The 17949-nt window shown below is 47.3% G+C and carries 15 protein-coding genes; 4 read left to right on the plus strand and 11 right to left on the minus strand.

What is annotated here, in order from left to right:
- Window positions 1-138 precede the first annotated feature (138 nt).
- A complete protein-coding gene (locus BMZ71_RS02115) occupies window positions 139-852 on the plus strand; it encodes a M50 family metallopeptidase (protein WP_086987996.1) in 714 nt (237 codons plus the stop codon).
- Between the two features lie 66 nt (window positions 853-918).
- Here BMZ71_RS02115 and BMZ71_RS02120 read toward each other — a convergent pair whose 3' ends face one another.
- From BMZ71_RS02120 to BMZ71_RS02140, 5 genes are all read right to left on the minus strand, one after another.
- Window positions 919-1299, minus strand: a complete 381-nt coding sequence (locus BMZ71_RS02120) for a hypothetical protein (RefSeq protein WP_086987997.1) — start codon at window positions 1297-1299, stop codon at window positions 919-921.
- Between the two features lie 132 nt (window positions 1300-1431).
- Window positions 1432-2697, minus strand: a complete 1266-nt coding sequence (locus BMZ71_RS02125; protein WP_086987998.1) for a diaminopimelate decarboxylase — start codon at window positions 2695-2697, stop codon at window positions 1432-1434.
- The gene (locus BMZ71_RS02130; protein ID WP_086987999.1) at window positions 2694-3398 is read right to left on the minus strand and encodes a TrmB family transcriptional regulator; all 705 of its coding nucleotides are present in this window, start codon (window positions 3396-3398) and stop codon (window positions 2694-2696) included. The genes BMZ71_RS02125 and BMZ71_RS02130 overlap by 4 nt, the downstream gene beginning before the upstream one ends.
- A gap of 158 nt (window positions 3399-3556) precedes the next feature.
- On the minus strand, window positions 3557-4174 hold the full coding sequence (gene udk / locus BMZ71_RS02135; protein WP_086988000.1) for a uridine kinase: 618 nt from the start codon (window positions 4172-4174) through the stop codon (window positions 3557-3559).
- Window positions 4175-4311: 137 nt separating this feature from the next.
- Window positions 4312-5250, minus strand: a complete 939-nt coding sequence (locus BMZ71_RS02140) for an AEC family transporter (protein ID WP_086988001.1) — start codon at window positions 5248-5250, stop codon at window positions 4312-4314.
- A 186-nt stretch (window positions 5251-5436) separates the two neighbouring features.
- On the opposite strand from BMZ71_RS02140, the gene BMZ71_RS02145 reads away from it, so the two are divergent.
- A complete protein-coding gene (locus BMZ71_RS02145) occupies window positions 5437-6153 on the plus strand; it encodes an IS1096 element passenger TnpR family protein (protein ID WP_086988002.1) in 717 nt (238 codons plus the stop codon).
- Window positions 6154-6426: 273 nt separating this feature from the next.
- Entirely contained in the window at window positions 6427-7398 is a 972-nt protein-coding gene (locus tag BMZ71_RS02150) for a hypothetical protein (protein WP_086988003.1), read from the plus strand.
- 70 nt (window positions 7399-7468) lie between these two features.
- Here BMZ71_RS02150 and BMZ71_RS02155 read toward each other — a convergent pair whose 3' ends face one another.
- The 5 genes from BMZ71_RS02155 to BMZ71_RS02175 form a co-directional block, all read right to left on the minus strand.
- The gene (locus BMZ71_RS02155) at window positions 7469-7699 is read right to left on the minus strand and encodes a MerR family transcriptional regulator (RefSeq protein ID WP_086988004.1); all 231 of its coding nucleotides are present in this window, start codon (window positions 7697-7699) and stop codon (window positions 7469-7471) included.
- Window positions 7700-7775: 76 nt separating this feature from the next.
- Window positions 7776-9032, minus strand: a complete 1257-nt coding sequence (locus BMZ71_RS02160; protein WP_086988005.1) for a hypothetical protein — start codon at window positions 9030-9032, stop codon at window positions 7776-7778.
- A 165-nt stretch (window positions 9033-9197) separates the two neighbouring features.
- Window positions 9198-12737: a pyruvate:ferredoxin (flavodoxin) oxidoreductase gene (gene nifJ, locus BMZ71_RS02165; protein WP_086988006.1), complete on the minus strand. Its 3540-nt coding sequence runs from the start codon at window positions 12735-12737 to the stop codon at window positions 9198-9200.
- A 232-nt stretch (window positions 12738-12969) separates the two neighbouring features.
- Window positions 12970-13764: a carbon-nitrogen hydrolase family protein gene (locus BMZ71_RS02170; RefSeq protein ID WP_218142758.1), complete on the minus strand. Its 795-nt coding sequence runs from the start codon at window positions 13762-13764 to the stop codon at window positions 12970-12972.
- Window positions 13765-13910: 146 nt separating this feature from the next.
- Window positions 13911-16358 (minus strand): AAA family ATPase, encoded by a 2448-nt coding sequence (locus BMZ71_RS02175; protein WP_086988008.1) that lies wholly within the window; start codon window positions 16356-16358, stop codon window positions 13911-13913.
- A gap of 245 nt (window positions 16359-16603) precedes the next feature.
- On the opposite strand from BMZ71_RS02175, the gene BMZ71_RS02180 reads away from it, so the two are divergent.
- Complete coding sequence (locus BMZ71_RS02180; protein ID WP_086988009.1) at window positions 16604-17062, plus strand: VanZ family protein; 459 nt, start codon at window positions 16604-16606, stop codon at window positions 17060-17062.
- A 61-nt stretch (window positions 17063-17123) separates the two neighbouring features.
- Here the strand turns inward: BMZ71_RS02180 and BMZ71_RS02185 are convergent, their stop codons facing one another.
- Window positions 17124-17822, minus strand: coding sequence for a DNA/RNA non-specific endonuclease (locus tag BMZ71_RS02185; RefSeq protein ID WP_177187460.1), 699 nt, complete (start codon window positions 17820-17822; stop codon window positions 17124-17126).
- Between the last annotated feature and the right edge of the window lie 127 nt (window positions 17823-17949).

Consider the following 17949-nt stretch of genomic DNA (forward strand, 5'->3'; position numbering starts at 1 on the left):
AAGGAAGGCTTCTTGCTATTTAGTGATTCGTTTGGATTTAATCATGATAATTCCCTATCATCTTCATAAAAATAAAATTTGCATGTAATCCTCTTGAATGAGTACTGATGCATTTATCGAAAGGAGGATACTCGTTTGATGGACCTTCCCGTATTGATTGTTCTCTTTGTTGCGGTAGCTTATTTCACCTATTCTAGCCGTGGCAGGTTTGCGTATACGTTCGGCATTTATCTGGACCTCCCCAACGTCATAATCCATGAGTGCGGCCATGCTCTGACGGCGCGCTTATTGGGCGGAAGCATCCAGTCGATAAAATTCAATGTCCTGCCTTCAATCGTCAAAAATAGCGGCATCCTCGGATTGGCCGAAATCGGAAACCGCAGCGGGTTGGGGATGTTCTTTAGCCTTTTGGGCGGCTATGTTTCGCAGGCATTGTTCTTTGTGGTCATGTCCTATCTCTATTTACAGGGACTGTTGCTTTGGATTATTCCGCTTTTTTTGGGCATCTATCTACTAACGAATTTGTTGGCTCGGGAAAAGAGTTTTTGGCAGAATCTGATAATCCTGATTGTGATTGGTATTTCTATTTTGATCTACCGGAACGACTCCAGCATTCTGATTAGGATTTATCAGTCAGTTGACATCATCACAATCAGTTTCGTCGTCTGGTATATGCTTGGCTTGGCCCATCAATTTTTCATTGTTTTGCTTTTGAAAAATGACAGCCATTGGGACGGAACAGCTTTGGCGACTAAAACATATATCCCTACTATCATCTGGAAAGGCCTCTTTCTCCTTGCCATGGGCGGAGCGTATTTTGCCCCCTCTTGGCTGCAATTACTATTGGTTTAAATCAGACAATCCAAAAAGCTGAAGAAACGCCTCTATAATGGCATTCTTCAGCTTTTTTTGCCGGTTTTATCGTTGGGCCAGATGCGCTTCAATTTTGGCGATGTCTGACAGATCTTTTTCCCGGCCCAGCTGCTTCTTCATAACGATGACTGATTCCAGGCTCGCGACCGGAACCCCCTCGATCAGCGTGCTGTCCCCGCTGTGCCAATCCTCAAAAATTTCTACGTCTTCGCTGTAGATCACTTTGCGGGCAAATTCGCCTTTTTTGATCGGGTATCCCTGAGCTGCTAAAGCTTGGAACGCTTCCTTTGTGCAGCTGATGTCGATATCTTTAGTTTCCTCTTTTATGCCATGCATCACCAATGCCGTTCCGGTGATGACGCAATAGTCCCCAGCTTTCAACGGAAGCGCCGAAACGCTTTCCTTGATTGTTTCTTTTAAAAACATGTCCCTCACTCCTCGTTCATTCATCCAGAGTACATTATATCATGCAGCCAAATCAATTTATTGATGCGAGGCAAAAAAAGAGGGGCCAGCGAGCAGTTTATGTGCTCGTTGGCCCCTCTTTTTTGATTCCGTTTATTTCACGTCTTTGAAAAGACCCGTAAAATCGAACGTTGCAAAATAATCCGCTGGTGTTTCTGCGCGGCGGATCATTTCCGTGCCGCCGTCTTCCTTCAACAGGATTTCGGCCGAGCGCAATTTTCCGTTGTAGTTGTACCCCATCGAGAAGCCATGCGCTCCTGTATCATGAATCACGACCAAGTCGCCGATGTCGATTTTAGGCAGCATGCGGTTAACGGCGAATTTGTCGTTGTTTTCGCACAATCCGCCAGTCACATCATACAAATGATCTGCTGGCTGATCTTCTTTGCCCATCACGGTGATGTGATGATAAGCACCGTACATTGCCGGACGCAACAAATTGACTGCGCTGGCATCCAGGCCGATGTAATCTTTGTAGATGTGTTTTTCATGGATGGCTGTCGCCACTAAGCAACCATATGGTCCGAGCATATATCTGCCTAGCTCTGTATAGATTGCAACATCACCCAAACCGGCAGGCACTAATATCTCTTCGAACGCCTTGCGGACACCTTCGCCGATTTTTGCTACATCTGCAGCTTTTTGCTCCGGTAGGTAAGGAATGCCGATTCCACCTGATAAGTTGATGAAAGTGATGTCCGCGCCTGTTTCTTCCTTCAGTTCGACGGCCGTCTGGAACAGGATGCCTGCAAGGATCGGATAGTATTCATCCGCAACGTTATTGCTGGCTAGGAACGAATGCAGGCCGAAGTGTTTCACGCCTTTTGCCATCAACTTTTTGAAACCTTCCGTCAATTGCGGACGTGTGAAGCCGTATTTTGCGTCTTCGGGTTTGTCCATGATTTCGTTGTTGATCGTGAACTCACCGCCTGGATTGAATCGGCAGCTGACCGTTTCCGGCAATCCGGCTGCTTCTTCCAGGAAATCGATGTGGGTAATGTCATCCAAATTGATGGTCGCATTCAGTTTGTGGGCGAATTGAAAGTCTTCTTTAGGCGTCACGTTCGAAGAGAACATGATTTCATCGCCTTTGAATCCGAGTGTATCAGCCATCATCAACTCTGTATAAGTCGAACAATCGACGCCACAACCTTCTTCTTTCAGAATCTGCAGAATGGCCGGTGTCGGTGTTGCCTTCACAGCGAAGTATTCTTTAAAGCCTTTGTTCCAGGAGAAAGCTGCATTCAATTTGCGCGCATTCTCACGGATACCTTTTTCATCATATAAATGGAAGGGCGTCGGATACTGTTGTACGATTCCTTCCAACTGCTCTTTTTCAACAAATACTTTTTTTGTCATTTCGCTTCAAATCCTCTCATCATTTCGACTACTTTGATTTCGTTCTGCAACGATTCTTTCAATAAATCAACTACATTTTTCTTCCCGGAATACAGGCACGTGGAAAACTCGCCCTCATCGATATCACCCGTCAAAACGGTCGTGGAGTCCACGATGATCCGTACTTGCTTCTTCGGCTTCTCTAAAACATGGACAGTCATGCCTTCCTGAGGGAACGGCGTATCGGTTATGACGACCATTTTTATGCCGCGCTGATGCGCAACCTGTATTTCCGTCAAAAGGTCCGGCAGGATATTTCCGGAAACGGACAAGTAGACACGGGACTTGGATTCTGAAATCATATTGCGCATTTTGTCCAGTATGCGGTGTTCGCCTGTGATGGTTATGTACCCCTCCGCATCTTCTCTTCTTTGCGGGATATTCTTGATCAATTCCTGCTTGGATTCCTGCAGGGATCGGATCTTATTCCCGCAGAATTCCTCCACTGGCACTGGCGTGTATCGGGTTGTCTCCCCCTCAATGATGAAAGCCGCTCCTTTTTCAACCAATGAAGCTAATGATGCATAGGCGTTCGAGCGTGAAATGCCGGTTATTTTTGATACTTCATAGCCATTCAGATCCCCGTCCGCAAGCAAAGTCAGGTAGATGGTTGCTTCGTGTCTGGTCAAATTAAATCGCGTCAACAATTCTGTGTTATCCACTGAATAAATCCTCTCGTTTCAATGCGTGTTCTGCTTTTTTGACAGTAGTATTACTGCATAGGAACACTATATACTATTTCCGTTTTCTTGTCTATTTCTAATGCTTTTTTCATATATAATAATTTTTTGGAATTTATCTATTGTGACCCTACCACTCTTCAAACATGATGATGGCTATAGTGTTCCACTAGGTCACCAAGCATATCGGTGGCGATTTCGTTCTGGCCTCCGCGTGGAACGATGATGTCAGCTTGAACCTTGGAGGGCTCGATGAAGGCATCGTGCATCGGTTTGACGGTCGTCAGATAGCGGGCGATTGTGCTCTCATAGGTGCTGTTCCGCTCCCGTATGTCCCGTTCGATTCTTCTGATCAGGCGGATATCCGGTTCAGCATCCACAAATATTTTGATGTCAATCATGGAAACCAACTTGGGTATGGCCAAAATCAGGATGCCTTCGAGTATGACGACCGGCTTCGACTCGATCGGGGTCGTCTTCTTCGAACGCGCTTGTACACCGAAATCGTAGATCGGCGCCTCGATGTCTTGTCCGGAACGGAGTTTAACCAAATCTGAGATCAAAAGTTCGTTATCGAACGCATTTGGATGATCGAGATTCAGGTTTACGCGCTCTTCCACACTCAGATGTGTCTGATCCTTGTAGTACCAATCCTGCGATATGTAGACAACGTTGTTCTTGCCGAGTCTTTCCGCGATTGTTTTCGCTACGGTAGTTTTGCCGGCTCCCGATCCTCCGGTAATCCCGATGATGATCATCTTTATCGTCCCCCACCATAAGATATTTGTGTTCTATCTGTATCCATTATAAGCTTTCGACGGGCCACAGGCGAACGCGAATGGCAAAAAAAAAAGAATCTGCTTGAGCGGCAGGCTCTTGTTTCCTTACGTTGTATTCAAATCAAAAATAATGATTTGAGGACCGTTATGATCACAACCAAGCTGAACATTGACAAGACAGTAGTGAAAACGACGATTTGGCTCGCCAAATCCGGGTCCCCGCCCATCTGTTGCGCCATCGTGTAGCTGGATACAGCAGTCGGTCCGCCTAATAACGTCATCATCGGCACCAGATTTTCTCGGGTCAATCCGTAGAGGACAGCCAGCGTCAGACCAATTATCGGGATTAAAACCAACTTGAAGAATACCGTCAATGCCAGTTGGATGCGCGCATTCTTCAAGGCATCAAAGCGGAAAGTACCGCCCATGACAATCAGTGCTAACGGTGTTACCAGCCCTTTGATGCCGCTCAACGTATCATCGAGGAATACAGGGAACCGGATGCCGGTAAAACTGATCAAAATTCCTGCAAGCGTACCGATGAACATCGGGTTCTTAAGGATGTCCAGAATAATCTGCGCTGGTTGGATTTTATGGTCCGAATAGATGGAAAGTGCCACGACCGACAGAACATTATTCAAGGGAACGATGACTGCAATCAGTATCGATGTCATCCCCAACTGGCTTTCCGACAACAGCGAAGTGGCAATCGGCAAACCGAACAGGACAAAATTGGAGCGGAATGTCCCTTGCAGCATCACTCCGCGTTTAGTATTGTCCTTTTCGATGCGCGGAATGAGCACTGCAAAGAGGCAGAAGATGCTCAACGTGAGGCCGACAGCGAAGAGAAGCACATCCACTCTGAAGGTGCTTCTGACATCGGCTTCGTAAACATTCATAAGAAGATTGATCGGCAAAAAGAATCGAAAAATAGCATTATTCAATTTTTGATAGGTAGTGCCATCCAATAGTTTAGCCCGCAATAATCCCTGCCCGATCAACATGAACAACAATAAAGGCATTACTGCATTCACTGCAATGGAAAAATTCTCCAATAAAACATCTCCTTTATGTGGAAGTAGAATTTACGATACGCAGCCCTTTTGAGTAATGAAAGGCTGAATCAAGCAACACTATCAGTGTACCATACACAGTTGGAGAAGACATACTGATCGCTTATCCATTGGCTTTCGATTAAGTATCTGTGCGTTATTCTTTGCTCTCAACCCTCTTAAAGCGCTATTTATGAATTCAGGATTGCTGTCCGCGATAACGGCGTGCCTATATGGCGGGATATCCAAGTGAACAGCGATGAGACTTTCTATGATTTCAACAGCATCATCCAAGCAGCATTCAGTTGGAGCGGGTTTTACGAACACCGTTTTGAAGTCACGCGCTCCGGAGGTACCGATCTCCTTCCCATCATCATCGAAGAAACACCATTGGATACTCTGGAAGATTACACGGACGACAGCGACTTCAGGGGATATTCCGATGAAGAACGTGAAGATGTGAATGAAATCGAAGAAAATGAATACGATTATTACGATGAAAACGACAGCGCGGAAAATGAGGACCAGACGCTGCAGAAATTTTTCACTGATATCGATGATTCTGCGACCTACATCTATTTCACAGATGCCGTGATAGAAGTGGATATCCAACTCACGGAGATGGTTGTTCCTCAAGAAGATTGCCGCTATCCGATTTGCGTAGCCGCGAAAAATGCTAGTCCTGACGAAATGGAGGACCGCCCCACGATTCTGCAGAATCGGGATAAGTTGAAGCTGACGGACTCACAAGATTTGATTCGTTTGATCAACTTCGCATTATCTCAATTGGGGGACTCGGATATTTTCGACACGGAATATGAAGACTATGGGTCAGAATATGCGTTCGATACAAGCTGGGATGATGTGCTGCCTGACGAAACGGAAGATTCGCCGCCAAATTTCTGATTCCTCTTTTACATTACGCAGCGTACCGCTCATTTAGCAGCGGTATGCTTTTTTGGTGCCTCCTGACCGAGTACCTTCACTTTTGCTTGCTTCGGTCCTCATTTTTTGTCATATGTTGGAACAGGTCATACTTTCTTAATAAAATAATCGTCATTCCGAAACAAATGCATCATAAATCTGTGTTATGATATCTTTTGACTGCTCCTGAATCGCAAAAAAAAGCGTTATTCCGCAATTTTTTCAGAGCAAATAGACATACAAGGGGGATTAGGCATGACCTACCCGATCATCATCGTTTTTCTACTTATCCTGACATTCATTCATATTATGAGACAACGCAACGGCAAGGAGTCCAGATTTCCATTTACGTCAGTGCTTCTCGGTATACTCTTTGGATACCTGCAGCAGGCTACTTCTATCGGCAGCATAGTCGGCCTTACGGACCTTGGTTTTTACCTTTCGTTCGCATTTTTAGGCCTGGCCACTCTACAAGTTCTGTTTGGAAAAAGTAAGCAAAAACGCGAAGCAAGTGCCCGAATCCGTAGCGGCGTATCCGGCTTGATATTGGGGACCGGGTTCCTCTATCTGCACACCCAAACAGCCAGCGATCAGCTCATAGTTGCCAGAACAGGCATTTCCGACTTGACGCTCTACGTAGCCATCGCTTGCTACGCACTGGCATTCCTCTCCTTTTCGGCCAACTTGAATAAATTGCTGAAAAAGCATGGCACCCATTTCAGAAATGGTATACTCGGCGTCTTCTTTGGTACATTTTTCCTTTTCCTCGATACGCAAACGATGGCCGGCGATTTTTTGGCGAACATCACGGGAGTGCACAATATGCTCCTTTATGCCGCACTCATCAGTTATGCGATTGCTGTCTTCAGTATGCTTATGGAGGGCAACAAGCGCTTGAAACTGGCCAGCGGAAACACCAAACGGGCGATCCTTTGCGCAGGCTTGGGCGCACTATTGAGATACATCCATCTCCGGACAACTTTGGATGATCTCTTGGGCGTATCCGGCTGGATAGGCGCTCTCTCGTTCGGTCTCTTTATTGCAGCCGCAGTTTTCCTGGCGTTGGACCTTTTCAAATCGGGTAAGCTCAAAACCAAGAAGCGCTCTGCGGTAAAGTCGACCAAAAAAACGAAACCTAACTTTACAGAGGAACAGCCAGTTCCTGTAGAAAATCTGGATGCAAGCGGGCTCTCACGGTCTGAATACAGACGCAAACAAAACTTGTAAGCCTACCGAATCGCTTATATTTTAAATAAAAAGCAGTGGACTCTCATCATCTGAGAGCCCGCTGCTTTTTTCAATCTTCGTCCTTGATGTCAGGATCTTCCGGCAAAGGCGTGTTTAAATAGGCCTCCAATTCGTGTTTGTACTTTTCCCTTTGTTCAATAAAAAAATTGAACTGATCGCGATTCAGTAATATTTCATCATCCACTTCGATTATTCGGACTTGCCGTTCGCGGATCAAACGATGGATTTCACTGATCGGAACTTCCAGATAATCGGCAGTTTCTTGAATATTCAGATACATAATAACACCCTTCATAAAACTCATTTTATTCATTGTACACCAAGTATAGAAATTTCGGAGGGAAATCTCTGATTCATCAACGCAGGCGATTGATGTCGGGATTGAAGTAGTTCTTTCGCTTGACCCAGACAGGACCGTCCCCCTTCGTGATCAAAAGCACATCGATTGGTCCACCGACCGTTTCCATCGCAAAGGAGATTTTCCCTTTGAAAGAGGTGATGTTGACCAATGTTTCAGCTATCAAAGCAAGTTCTTCCTTCGGCATCGAATCGATCGTCATCAACACGGGGGTCAAATGCCGTTCCTGTTTCATGTTGTCGAAGGCATTCAGGCCTGATTCGATCAGCGTCGCCTTCAGTTTGTTGATTTCCGGAGCATCGCTTTCATTCAACAACTTTTTCTCGGTCAGTTCCGAAATGAGTTTTTCGAGTGTAGCGCGGAGCAATTCCCCTAAATCAGCCTCCAGATCAGGCGCTATGCCGTTTATGACCGTATGGACCATATCCTGTTGCGCAAACGGAACTATGGCCGATGAACATCTGTCTTCGGCGAAATCATTCAGCACGATTTGGCGCACAGTCAGCCGTTTTTTGATTACTCTATCGACGACGCCGGAAATGTCGTACTGATAGATGCTGGGGAACAGCTCATCGAAGCCGAAACCGGCGATCACCAGGCCGGAGTAGGTGTCGGGATAATAACTGTCGCTGTAAACATAATTCCGCACAAGCTTATAAAGATCCGACTTAAATTTGTCATAGAGGTTTAAGCCCAGGAACACCGTATCGAAAAGTTCCTTAAAAACCTCATCCAGTTTCTCCCCGTAACGATCGGCGAAAACTTTGATCGGCGCCTTTTTGGTGATGCTCTTCATTTTTTCGCTTTCTTTCAATAAAGCGGGAATTTTATCCTCGACAGCTTTTTGGTAATCCGCCAGAGTAAAAGTACCAGGAGAAGGTATATACGTCGTATTCTCCAAAATATTGCAGACATTCTCCGCATACCCGATGATAAGCACTTCGGTATAGATCGAGGAGTAGATCTCATCCACACTCTCAAGATAATTGAAAAATTCGGTACAGTAATCCCAGACCGAGTCCAATGGCCGGGCACCTATTTTCTGATGAAAGCCTGTTACGATGATTTCCCATGGAATCCCCATGAATTGTACATTCCCGAACATCATCATGGCAACCGAATGGCTCGGCCCCAACGAAAAAATCTTATTTCCGGAATTGAATATTTTCATTTGTTCGCTGTTCCCCATCGTCAGAGCGGAATCAGCTGCCAGCACTACTCCATTCGCGTTCAATATCCCTACTTCTGCGGTCATGACAGTTCCTCGCTTTCTTTTGTAAACCCATTCCCGAAAAGCGTTTTCTTTCCTTCATTATAGCCTTCCTCGGGCCTTTTCTCAAAACATTAGGATGCCCGCCCGCCTGAGGGCAACAAAAAAAGCCAGTCGCTACTATTGGGCAGCGACTGGTCCGGATTGATGCTAGTCAGTGAAAGAGTCCAAGCGTGCGTAGGACTGATAACGGTCTTTTGCAGCCAGGAGGCTCTCATCAAAGATAGCCTGTACATGCTCGGCATCATATTGGTTGTATAAGGAAGAGTAGCGAACCTCTTCCATCAGGAAATCCTGGAAACGTTCAAACTGCGGTTCCTTAGAATCCAACTTGAAGGGGTTTTTCCCTTTCAGTTTGTTTTCCGGGTGGAAGCGGTAAAGATGCCAATAGCCGACTTCCACTGCATCTTTTTCGTGCTCTTGCGATACGGTCAACCCGCACTTGATGCCGTGGCTGATGCATGGGGAATAAGCGATGACGATGGAAGGCCCATCATAGGCCTCCGCCTCGGAGATGACTTTCAGCGTGTGTCTAGGGTTTGCGCCCATCGCGATCTGGGCGACATAGACATACCCGTAATTCATCATCATCATGCCCAAGTCTTTTTTGCGGACGGATTTGCCACCGGAAGCGAACTCGGCGATGGCACCCAGGTTGGACGATTTCGAAACCTGTCCGCCTGTGTTGGAATAGACTTCGGTATCCAGCACGAGGATGTTCACATCTTCCCCGCTTGCGAGAACATGGTCGATTCCGCCGAAGCCGATATCATAGGCCCAGCCATCGCCGCCGATCATCCAGGTGGACCGCTTCATCAGATAGTCCTTATAGTCCGTCAGTTCATTGACCAATTGGCGTATTTCCGGATCCGTTGTGTCCGTAGTTTCCAAAGCTTGGATGTAAGCTTCAGCTAATTTGCGGGCGCCATTTTTGGCGTTGAACCCTTCAGTCCAAGCCGTTGCAGCTGATCTGAGCGAATCAGCTATCTGTAAGTTCAAAAGTTTCCCTGTCAATTCAAGTGTGCGTAGGCGTAGCTGTTTTGTCGCATGGTGCATTCCCAAGCCGAATTCCGCATTATCTTCCAAAAGGGAATTTGCCCAAGACGGTCCACAGCCTGCATCATTGGTTGTGTACGGCGTGGAAGGAGCAGAGCCCCCATAGATGGACGTACAACCAGTCGCATTCGCGATCTGCATCCGATCGCCCACCACTTGGGTGACCAGTTTGATGTATGGCGTTTCGCCACAGCCGGCGCAGGCACCGGAAAATTCGAACAATGGTTGTTCAAACTGGCTGCCTTTCACCGTATTGATGCCGACCGGATTTTCCTTGTGCGGCAGGCGGATCATATAATCCCAATTATTGTTTTCTTCAAGATGGTCTTCACGGTTTTTCATCTCGATCGCTTTTTTGCGGGCGGGACAGGTCAGGACGCAGATACCGCAGCCCGTGCAATCGGCAGCGGAAACTTGGATCCGGTATTTATAGTCTTTGTACGGGCGCATCCCGTCCAGGAATTCCACACCTTCAGGGGCATTGGCTGCCTCGTCTTCTGTGGCCAGGAACGGCCGGATGGCGGCATGCGGACAAACAAAGGAGCATTGATTGCACTGGATGCATTCCTCAGGGTTCCAGATCGGTATCTGTACCGCGATTTCGCGTTTCTCGTATTGCGTCGTTCCCTGCGGGAAAGTACCGTCAGCGCGGTCCACAAAGGCGCTGACCGGCAATTGGTCGCCTTCCATCCGTTCCATCATGCTGGCGATGTTGCGGACAAAATCCGGTTCTTCTCTTAATGCTTCCGGCGCATCCTGCGCATCCTTCCAGCTATCCGGGATACTGATTTTTTGGACTGCTTCCATACCGGCATCAATCGCTTTTTCATTCATGGAAATGATCGCTTCACCTTTATGCCCGTATGATTTACGGGCGGCTTCCTTCATGTGCTTCATTGCCTCTTCGGCAGGTATGACCGGCAGGATTTTGAAGAAGGCCGCTTGACAGATCGTGTTGATCCGCCCGCCCAGACCGATTTCCTTGGCGAGGTTGATGGCATCGATCGTATAGAAGTCAATCTTGTTTTGGACGATGTATCGTTTCATCTTGGCAGGCAAACGCATTTCGAGATCCTCAGCGCGCCAATTGGTATTCAGGAGGAAAGCGCCGCCCGGTTTCAAGTTCTTCAGCATATCATATTTTTTTACGTAGGCATGGTTATGGCAAGCCACAAAATCCGCCTTTTCGATCAGGTACGGCTCATGGATCGGCTCCTTGCCGAAACGCAGATCGGAAATGGTGACGCCGCCCGATTTTTTCGAATCGTAGGAAAAATACGCTTGTACATGCATATCGGTATGATCCCCGATGATTTTGATCGAATTTTTGTTGGCTCCGACAGTACCGTCAGAACCGAAACCCCAGAACTGCGCTTCAAAAGTGCCTTCCTGACGGACATCGATCTGTTCATCGATTGCAAGTGACAGGTGGGTGACGTCATCATTGATGCCGATTGTGAAGGGGTGCTGCGGTTGCTCTTGTTTCAGGTTTTTGAAGACTGCGAAAATTTGCTCAGGCGTTGTATCCTTCGAGCCCAAGCCATAGCGTCCGCCGATGACCATCGGACGCTCAATTCGGTTGTTGAAGGCCGCCACGATATCCAAAAAGAGCGGTTCGCCGATGGAGCCGGCTTCTTTCGTGCGGTCAAGTACCGCAATCCGTTTTACAGTATCCGGTAAAGCCTTCATAAAGTGCCCGACGCTGAAGGGACGATAAAGATGCACATTGAGGACACCAACTTTTTCCCCTAAGCGATTCAGGTAGTCAGCCGTCTCGCAGGCTGTTTCATATACGGAGCCCATGCAGATGATGACCCGCTCGGCATCCACGGCACCATGATAATTAAACAGGCGGTAGTCCCGGCCAGTCAATTTGTTCATTTTTTCCATGTAGCCTTCGACAATTTCCGGAACAGCATCGTAATACCTGTTCGCGGCTTCCTTTGTCTGGAAAAAGACGTCGGGATTCTGAGCCGTTCCCCGCAATGTTGGATGGTTCGGGCTGAGACTGCGTTCACGGAACGCTTTCAATGCATCCTGATCCAGCATATCCGCGAGGTCGTCATATGATTGGACCTCGATTTTTTGGATTTCATGCGAAGTCCGGAAGCCGTCGAAGAAATGCAGGAACGGTACGCGCCCTTTAATCGCCGCCAAATGGGCGACCGCGGCCAAATCCGTCGTTTCCTGAACGCTGGAGGAAGCCAACATGGCATAACCGGTCTGTCTGCAGGCCATCACGTCCGAATGGTCGCCGAAGATGGAAAGCGCATGACCACCAACTGCCCGGGCGGCGACATGGATGACGGAGGGTAAAAGTTGCCCAGCCATTTTGTACAGATCGGGGATCATCAATAATAATCCTTGCGAGGATGTGTAGGAACATGCCAAAGCGCCTGCTTGCAGCGCCCCGTGCACAGTACCCGCTGCTCCGGCTTCGGATTGCATCTGAGTTACTTTCACAGTTTGGCCAAAAATATTCTTGCGGCCCTCCTGCGCCCAATGATCGACAGCATCGGCCATCGGGGAAGACGGTGTGATGGGATAGATCCCTGAAAGTTCAGTAAAAGCATAAGATGCATAAGCTGCGGCAGCATTGCCATCGACAGTCATATACATTTTTTCGTTGGACATAAAGGATTCCTTCTCTCAAATTTTATAATTCACATATAGGTGATAAAGCAACTATTTTTTAGGCCATATCCTTCAGAATGGCATCAGCTGATGCATTTGCATGCTTTCATTATAGCAAAATAGTAAGTGCTCCGGTACACAAAGAAAGGCATTTATTCCCGAATTACCAAAACTTTAAGTATTCTTTATGCATTTATTATCTATATCGATTGGTATAATCCATGAAAATCTTTCATTCCGAAACCGGCGGAGTGAGGATAGGCAATTGCCTTCTGATGGATGCAACGCGCTCGAGATCCAGCGACACGATTGCGATGTCTTCCTCAAAACCAAGTTGAGCCAGCACGCTTCCCCATGGATCAGCCACAAGCGAATGGCCGTAAGCATGGTAACTGAAATCGAGATCGCGGGCGGGACTGACCCCCACCATGAACAGCTGATTGTCGACTGCGCGCGCCCGGAACAGCAATTCCCAATGCGCAGGGCCGGTCGTCATATTGAACGCCCCGGGAACAATGCAGACAAGGGCTCCTTGTTTTTGGAGCAGCTCCCAGTCGCTTTGGAATCGGACGTCAAAACAGATGCCCAATCCGAACAGGCCGAATTCGGTCTCAAACGCACCCATTCCATCCCCAGGGGTCAACGTATCGGATTCTCTGAAAACTTGCCCGCCCTCGACCTGGATATCGAATAAATGGGTTTTGCTGTAGTCGTGGATTTCGTTGCCTTGGCGATCGAAAGTATAACTTGTGTTGTAAATTTTATTATCCCTGATTTGCGGAATCGATCCGCCTACCACATATATAGCGTGTTCTTTCGCCATACCCGCGAGCCTAATGTAGGTTTCCCCGCCTTTCGGTTCTGCGTACTCTCGGAAATAGGCGTTATCATAAGGACAATTGAACATTTCCGGGAGCACCGCCATATCCGCTCCCCCTTGCGCCGCTTTTTTGACCAATTCTTCTGCACGTTTTAGGTTCGTTTCCTTATCCGCTGTGACCATCATCTGAAGTAAGGCTATTTTCATCCCCATCACCGTCCTATTCATTTTCCTTAGTATAACGTTTTACGGACTTAGTGTCACAAAAAAGCAGAGAAGGCTAAATGGCCTGTCTCTGCTTTTCGATTTCTATGAAATACGACCTGGGTGCCAATCAAAATGCTGGATCAGCATCAGTCTTCTTCATATTCACTGGCGTTATCATCCATATGCTGGCTGCTTGCAATTTGAGCAGCTTCGATGCTTTGGTTGTATTTTTCCAGCTTCTGCTGGACTTTATGGAAGACGCTGCCTTGTGTGTATTTTCCATCCGGTTCGCGTTTTCCGCAATTCATTCCGGTCAATAGCTCAATCCCTTCCGCAACGGTCTTGACGGAATATATGTGGAATTTGGCAGCTTCCACAGCCGCGATGATTTCCTCCTTCAGCATGAGATCGTCCACGTTCTGATTCGGAATGATGACCCCCTGTCCTCCGTTCAAGCCTTTAGCCTCGCATAGATCGAAAAAGCTTTCGATTTTTTCGGTGGCGCCGCCGATCGGTTGGATTTCACCCTTCTGGTTGATGGATCCCGTGACAGCCAGATTCTGCTTCAGCGGAACATCAGCAAGGCTGGATAAGAGCGCATAAAGTTCGGCACTGGAGGCACTGTCCCCGTCGACACCTCCGTAATTCTGTTCAAAAGTCAATTGGGCGCTTACTGCCAGCGGTTTTTCCTGTGCAAACTGCCCGCCGAGAAAGCCTGCCAACGTCAGTACTCCTTTTGAATGGCTGCTGCCGCTCATTTTGGTTTCGCGCTCAATGTTTGTCACTCCATTCGAACCGATATAGGTACGGGCTGTTATCCGCGTCGGGTGGCCAAAAGCATATTCTTCTGTCTGGATCACTGAGAGGCCATTTACTTGACCGATGACCTCATCCTTAATATCGATCATGATCTTGTCCTTCAATAACATTTCCTGGAATTTTTCTTCGATCATATTGGCCCTGTATTTCCGGTCTGCCAGCGCTTTTCTCACATGACTATCGGAAACGATCGTTGCCTCTTCGTACTTGGCGATGGCGCTGGATTCATGGACAATTTCAGTGATTTCATTGAATTGGGTGGACAGCTTGGTCTGGTTGCCCGCAAGCCGTGATCCATATTCAATTACTTTCCCTAAGCCGCTGCGGTCGAAATGGAGGGTTCCAGTTTCTTCGCAGATTGAGCTGATGAAAGAGACATATTTCCTGATATTCTCTTCGTTGCGTTCCATGCTGATATCGAAATCGACTTTTACTTTGAACAGTTTCCTGAAATCTTCATCATAGGTCAGTACTTTGTAGAATATCGGGCTCCCGATCAAAATGATTTTGACGTTCAAGGGAATCGTTTCCGGTTTCAGCGTCAAGGTCGGCACGTAGCGGTATTGTTCGCCGATATTCTCGATCAATGCTTGCTTATGCTTCAGAACCTTTTTCAGGGCATCCCACATGAACGGATCGAACAGCACATCTTTTGCCTGAAGCACCAGATAACCGCCGTTGGCCTGATGGATGGCGCCTGCTTTCACCATCGTGAAGTCCGTAGTCGTGTACATGAATTGGTTTTTGTATTCTATTTTCCCGAAGATATTGTAATAGTTCGTAAAAGGTTCGATGATCGCTGGGGCGCCTTTGCTGTTTTCATTGTTCACAAAGAGATTGACTTTGTATTTTATGAACGGGTCACCGTCGCTTTCCGGCAGCTGGAAAGGATTTTGCGCTTGCGGTGCATCGGCCAACCGGAAGATGATGTTGTTTTCGGTGATGTCCGTCAAAACTTTATCGAGATAATCCAAGATTTTTTCTGAATAAGCGTACTTTCCTTTTAATCTGGCGATGGGAGGCTCTGTCGCAAATCGGGTTATTTGCGTGTCCAATTCCTTTAGCTGCTTATCAGCCTCTTTTTCTAGTGCGCGGGAACCGCGGATGATCTCATCCAGCCTCTTTTCAAGCTTGTAGGTATTTTCATCAATGATTTTGCGTTCTTCTGCCGAAAGAGCTTTGTATTCTTCTGGTGAAAGCTGCTTGCCGTCCCTGATCGGGATCAAGGCCACGCGTCCAGGAGCTTGCCTGACGATGAATCCCGCTTTGAGAGCTTCCTGTTCGATACTCCGAAAAATAGAATCAACCTTTTCCTGGACCACTTGGATGATGGTGCCTTTCTGTTGATCATAATCACTGCTCTCGAACGTTTTCGGAATTAGGCTGCGCATATCCTCTACGAACTCGGTCATGTCATTGCGGAATATTTTGCCTTGCCCTGCAGGCAGAGACACCGCAATCGGTTTGTCCCGATCGGTAAAATTGTAGATATAGCACCAATCATCGGGCGTATTGCCTTTCTCGGCCAAACGGGACACCACGGTCTGGACGTAGGTGCTCTTTCCTGTTCCCGGTGGTCCGGAAACAAAGATATTGTAGCCGGGCACTGCCATTCCCAACCCGAAGTCCATCGATTTCACGGCCCGATCCTGACCGATGATGCCCTGCAAGGGAGGGACATCCCTGGATGATTCGCAAAAATTCAGTTCACCGGTATGCAGATAACTCCAACGCAGCTTCTCGACCGGAATACGGTATTTTTCTTCAAGCGACATGCAAAGGACTCCTTTACTGTTGGATTGCGCTGGTTGCACCGGCAAAAATCATCACCGGACACAAAACGTAAGCGCTAACATACTTCAACTCTATTGTATAACAATTTTGATGAGATGTGGAATTTTATCCATTTTCAATTGTATAGTTACATATATTATTATTACGCTAAAATTGTCAGTCTCCACTTTTCAGGCTTGGCTTGCTGCGCTATACTGATTTAATAGGACGGAGGGAAACATACAGCATGCGTTTTACTTTTAACACCAAATCAACGGCTTTGTGCCTATGGATGGGCGTCATTTTTCTGCTGTCGCACCAAAATGGTCAGGATTCATCCGAAACAAGCGGAATTCTTTTGGAATTGCTGAAATTTTTTGGGATTGGCCCCGGCAGTTCCGTTCAGGGGGTACTCAGTTACTTAGTGCGTAAGGCAGGCCATTTCACCGAATATTTGATTTTGGCTATCCTGTTTTTGCGTACTCGGAAAGGGCGGGGATCATCGGGAAGATCAGCTTTGTATGCGTTGCTGTTCGTATTTTTGTACGCCTCCTCGGACGAGTTCCATCAATCCTTCATTCCGGGAAGAGGTCCTGCATTTACCGATGTATTGATCGATACCGCGGGAGGATTGACCGGCATCATCCTTTTTGAATGGAAGCAGAGCATTCTGGAAAAACAAAATCGGATCTTCTGCAAAAAATAAACAGGCATCCATCTATTTGATGGTGCCTGTTTTAAAATTATGGAAAAGCCCAGTCGCTGACCTAATCGACGGCATCTTTGGGCTCGTTGAAGACATAGACGTTCAGATCGACTGAATCGTCATCCACGCTTTTTGCCATGATGTGCAGCCCTTCGCAAATCAATTCATTGTCTTTGAAGAGGGGCGTTACCCGATAGCGGACTGTTGTGCCAGATTGGATCGCTTCACTGACAATGTATTCCGAGGCGAAATACATGGCCGGATAGTTCGCGTTGCGGTACAACGTCACCAGATTGCGCCAGTCCTCACCGCTTCCTCCTAGCACATCCGCCAGCAAATGCCCGCGGTTCAGCTGTTTTGGATTCGAATCATTCTGATTGCTCTTCGACCAGCCAGTCGGCAGGATGCTGCTGTCTGCATCGGTTCCCGTCTGGTACATTTCCGGCGTGATCATGGCGTTCATTGTGGTGACGCGGTTCAGCTCATCCAAATCGCCGTAACGGATCCAGCCTTCCCCTTCAAAGCGCAATTCTGAATCATCAAAGGTGCTCTTCCCACCGTTTATTTCGAGGAAGTCCGGGCCAGTATATTGAGGCGCATCATCCGTGGACAGGATTACTGCAGTTGTGGTTGTGCCGTCCTGGTTTGAAGTCGGATCGACTCCTTCATGTATCTCAATCCAGGTAAGGATGAGAAACCAGGCAAACAGCAAAAGCAGCCTCAACAGTTTGTGCTTGCCTGAAGTTTTTCTTTTTGCCATTTTTTCCCCCACAGATAATATTTGAAAGCATTCCTTCATTCTATCAGTCAACCATTGGGAGTGCAAACAGATTTCTGTCAATAATCGAACCCGTTTTCTTTGTCTGAGCAGATTGTATTTTTGAGAA

The organism is Trichococcus flocculiformis, from assembly GCF_900113645.1.
Classification (GTDB): domain Bacteria; phylum Bacillota; class Bacilli; order Lactobacillales; family Aerococcaceae; genus Trichococcus; species Trichococcus flocculiformis.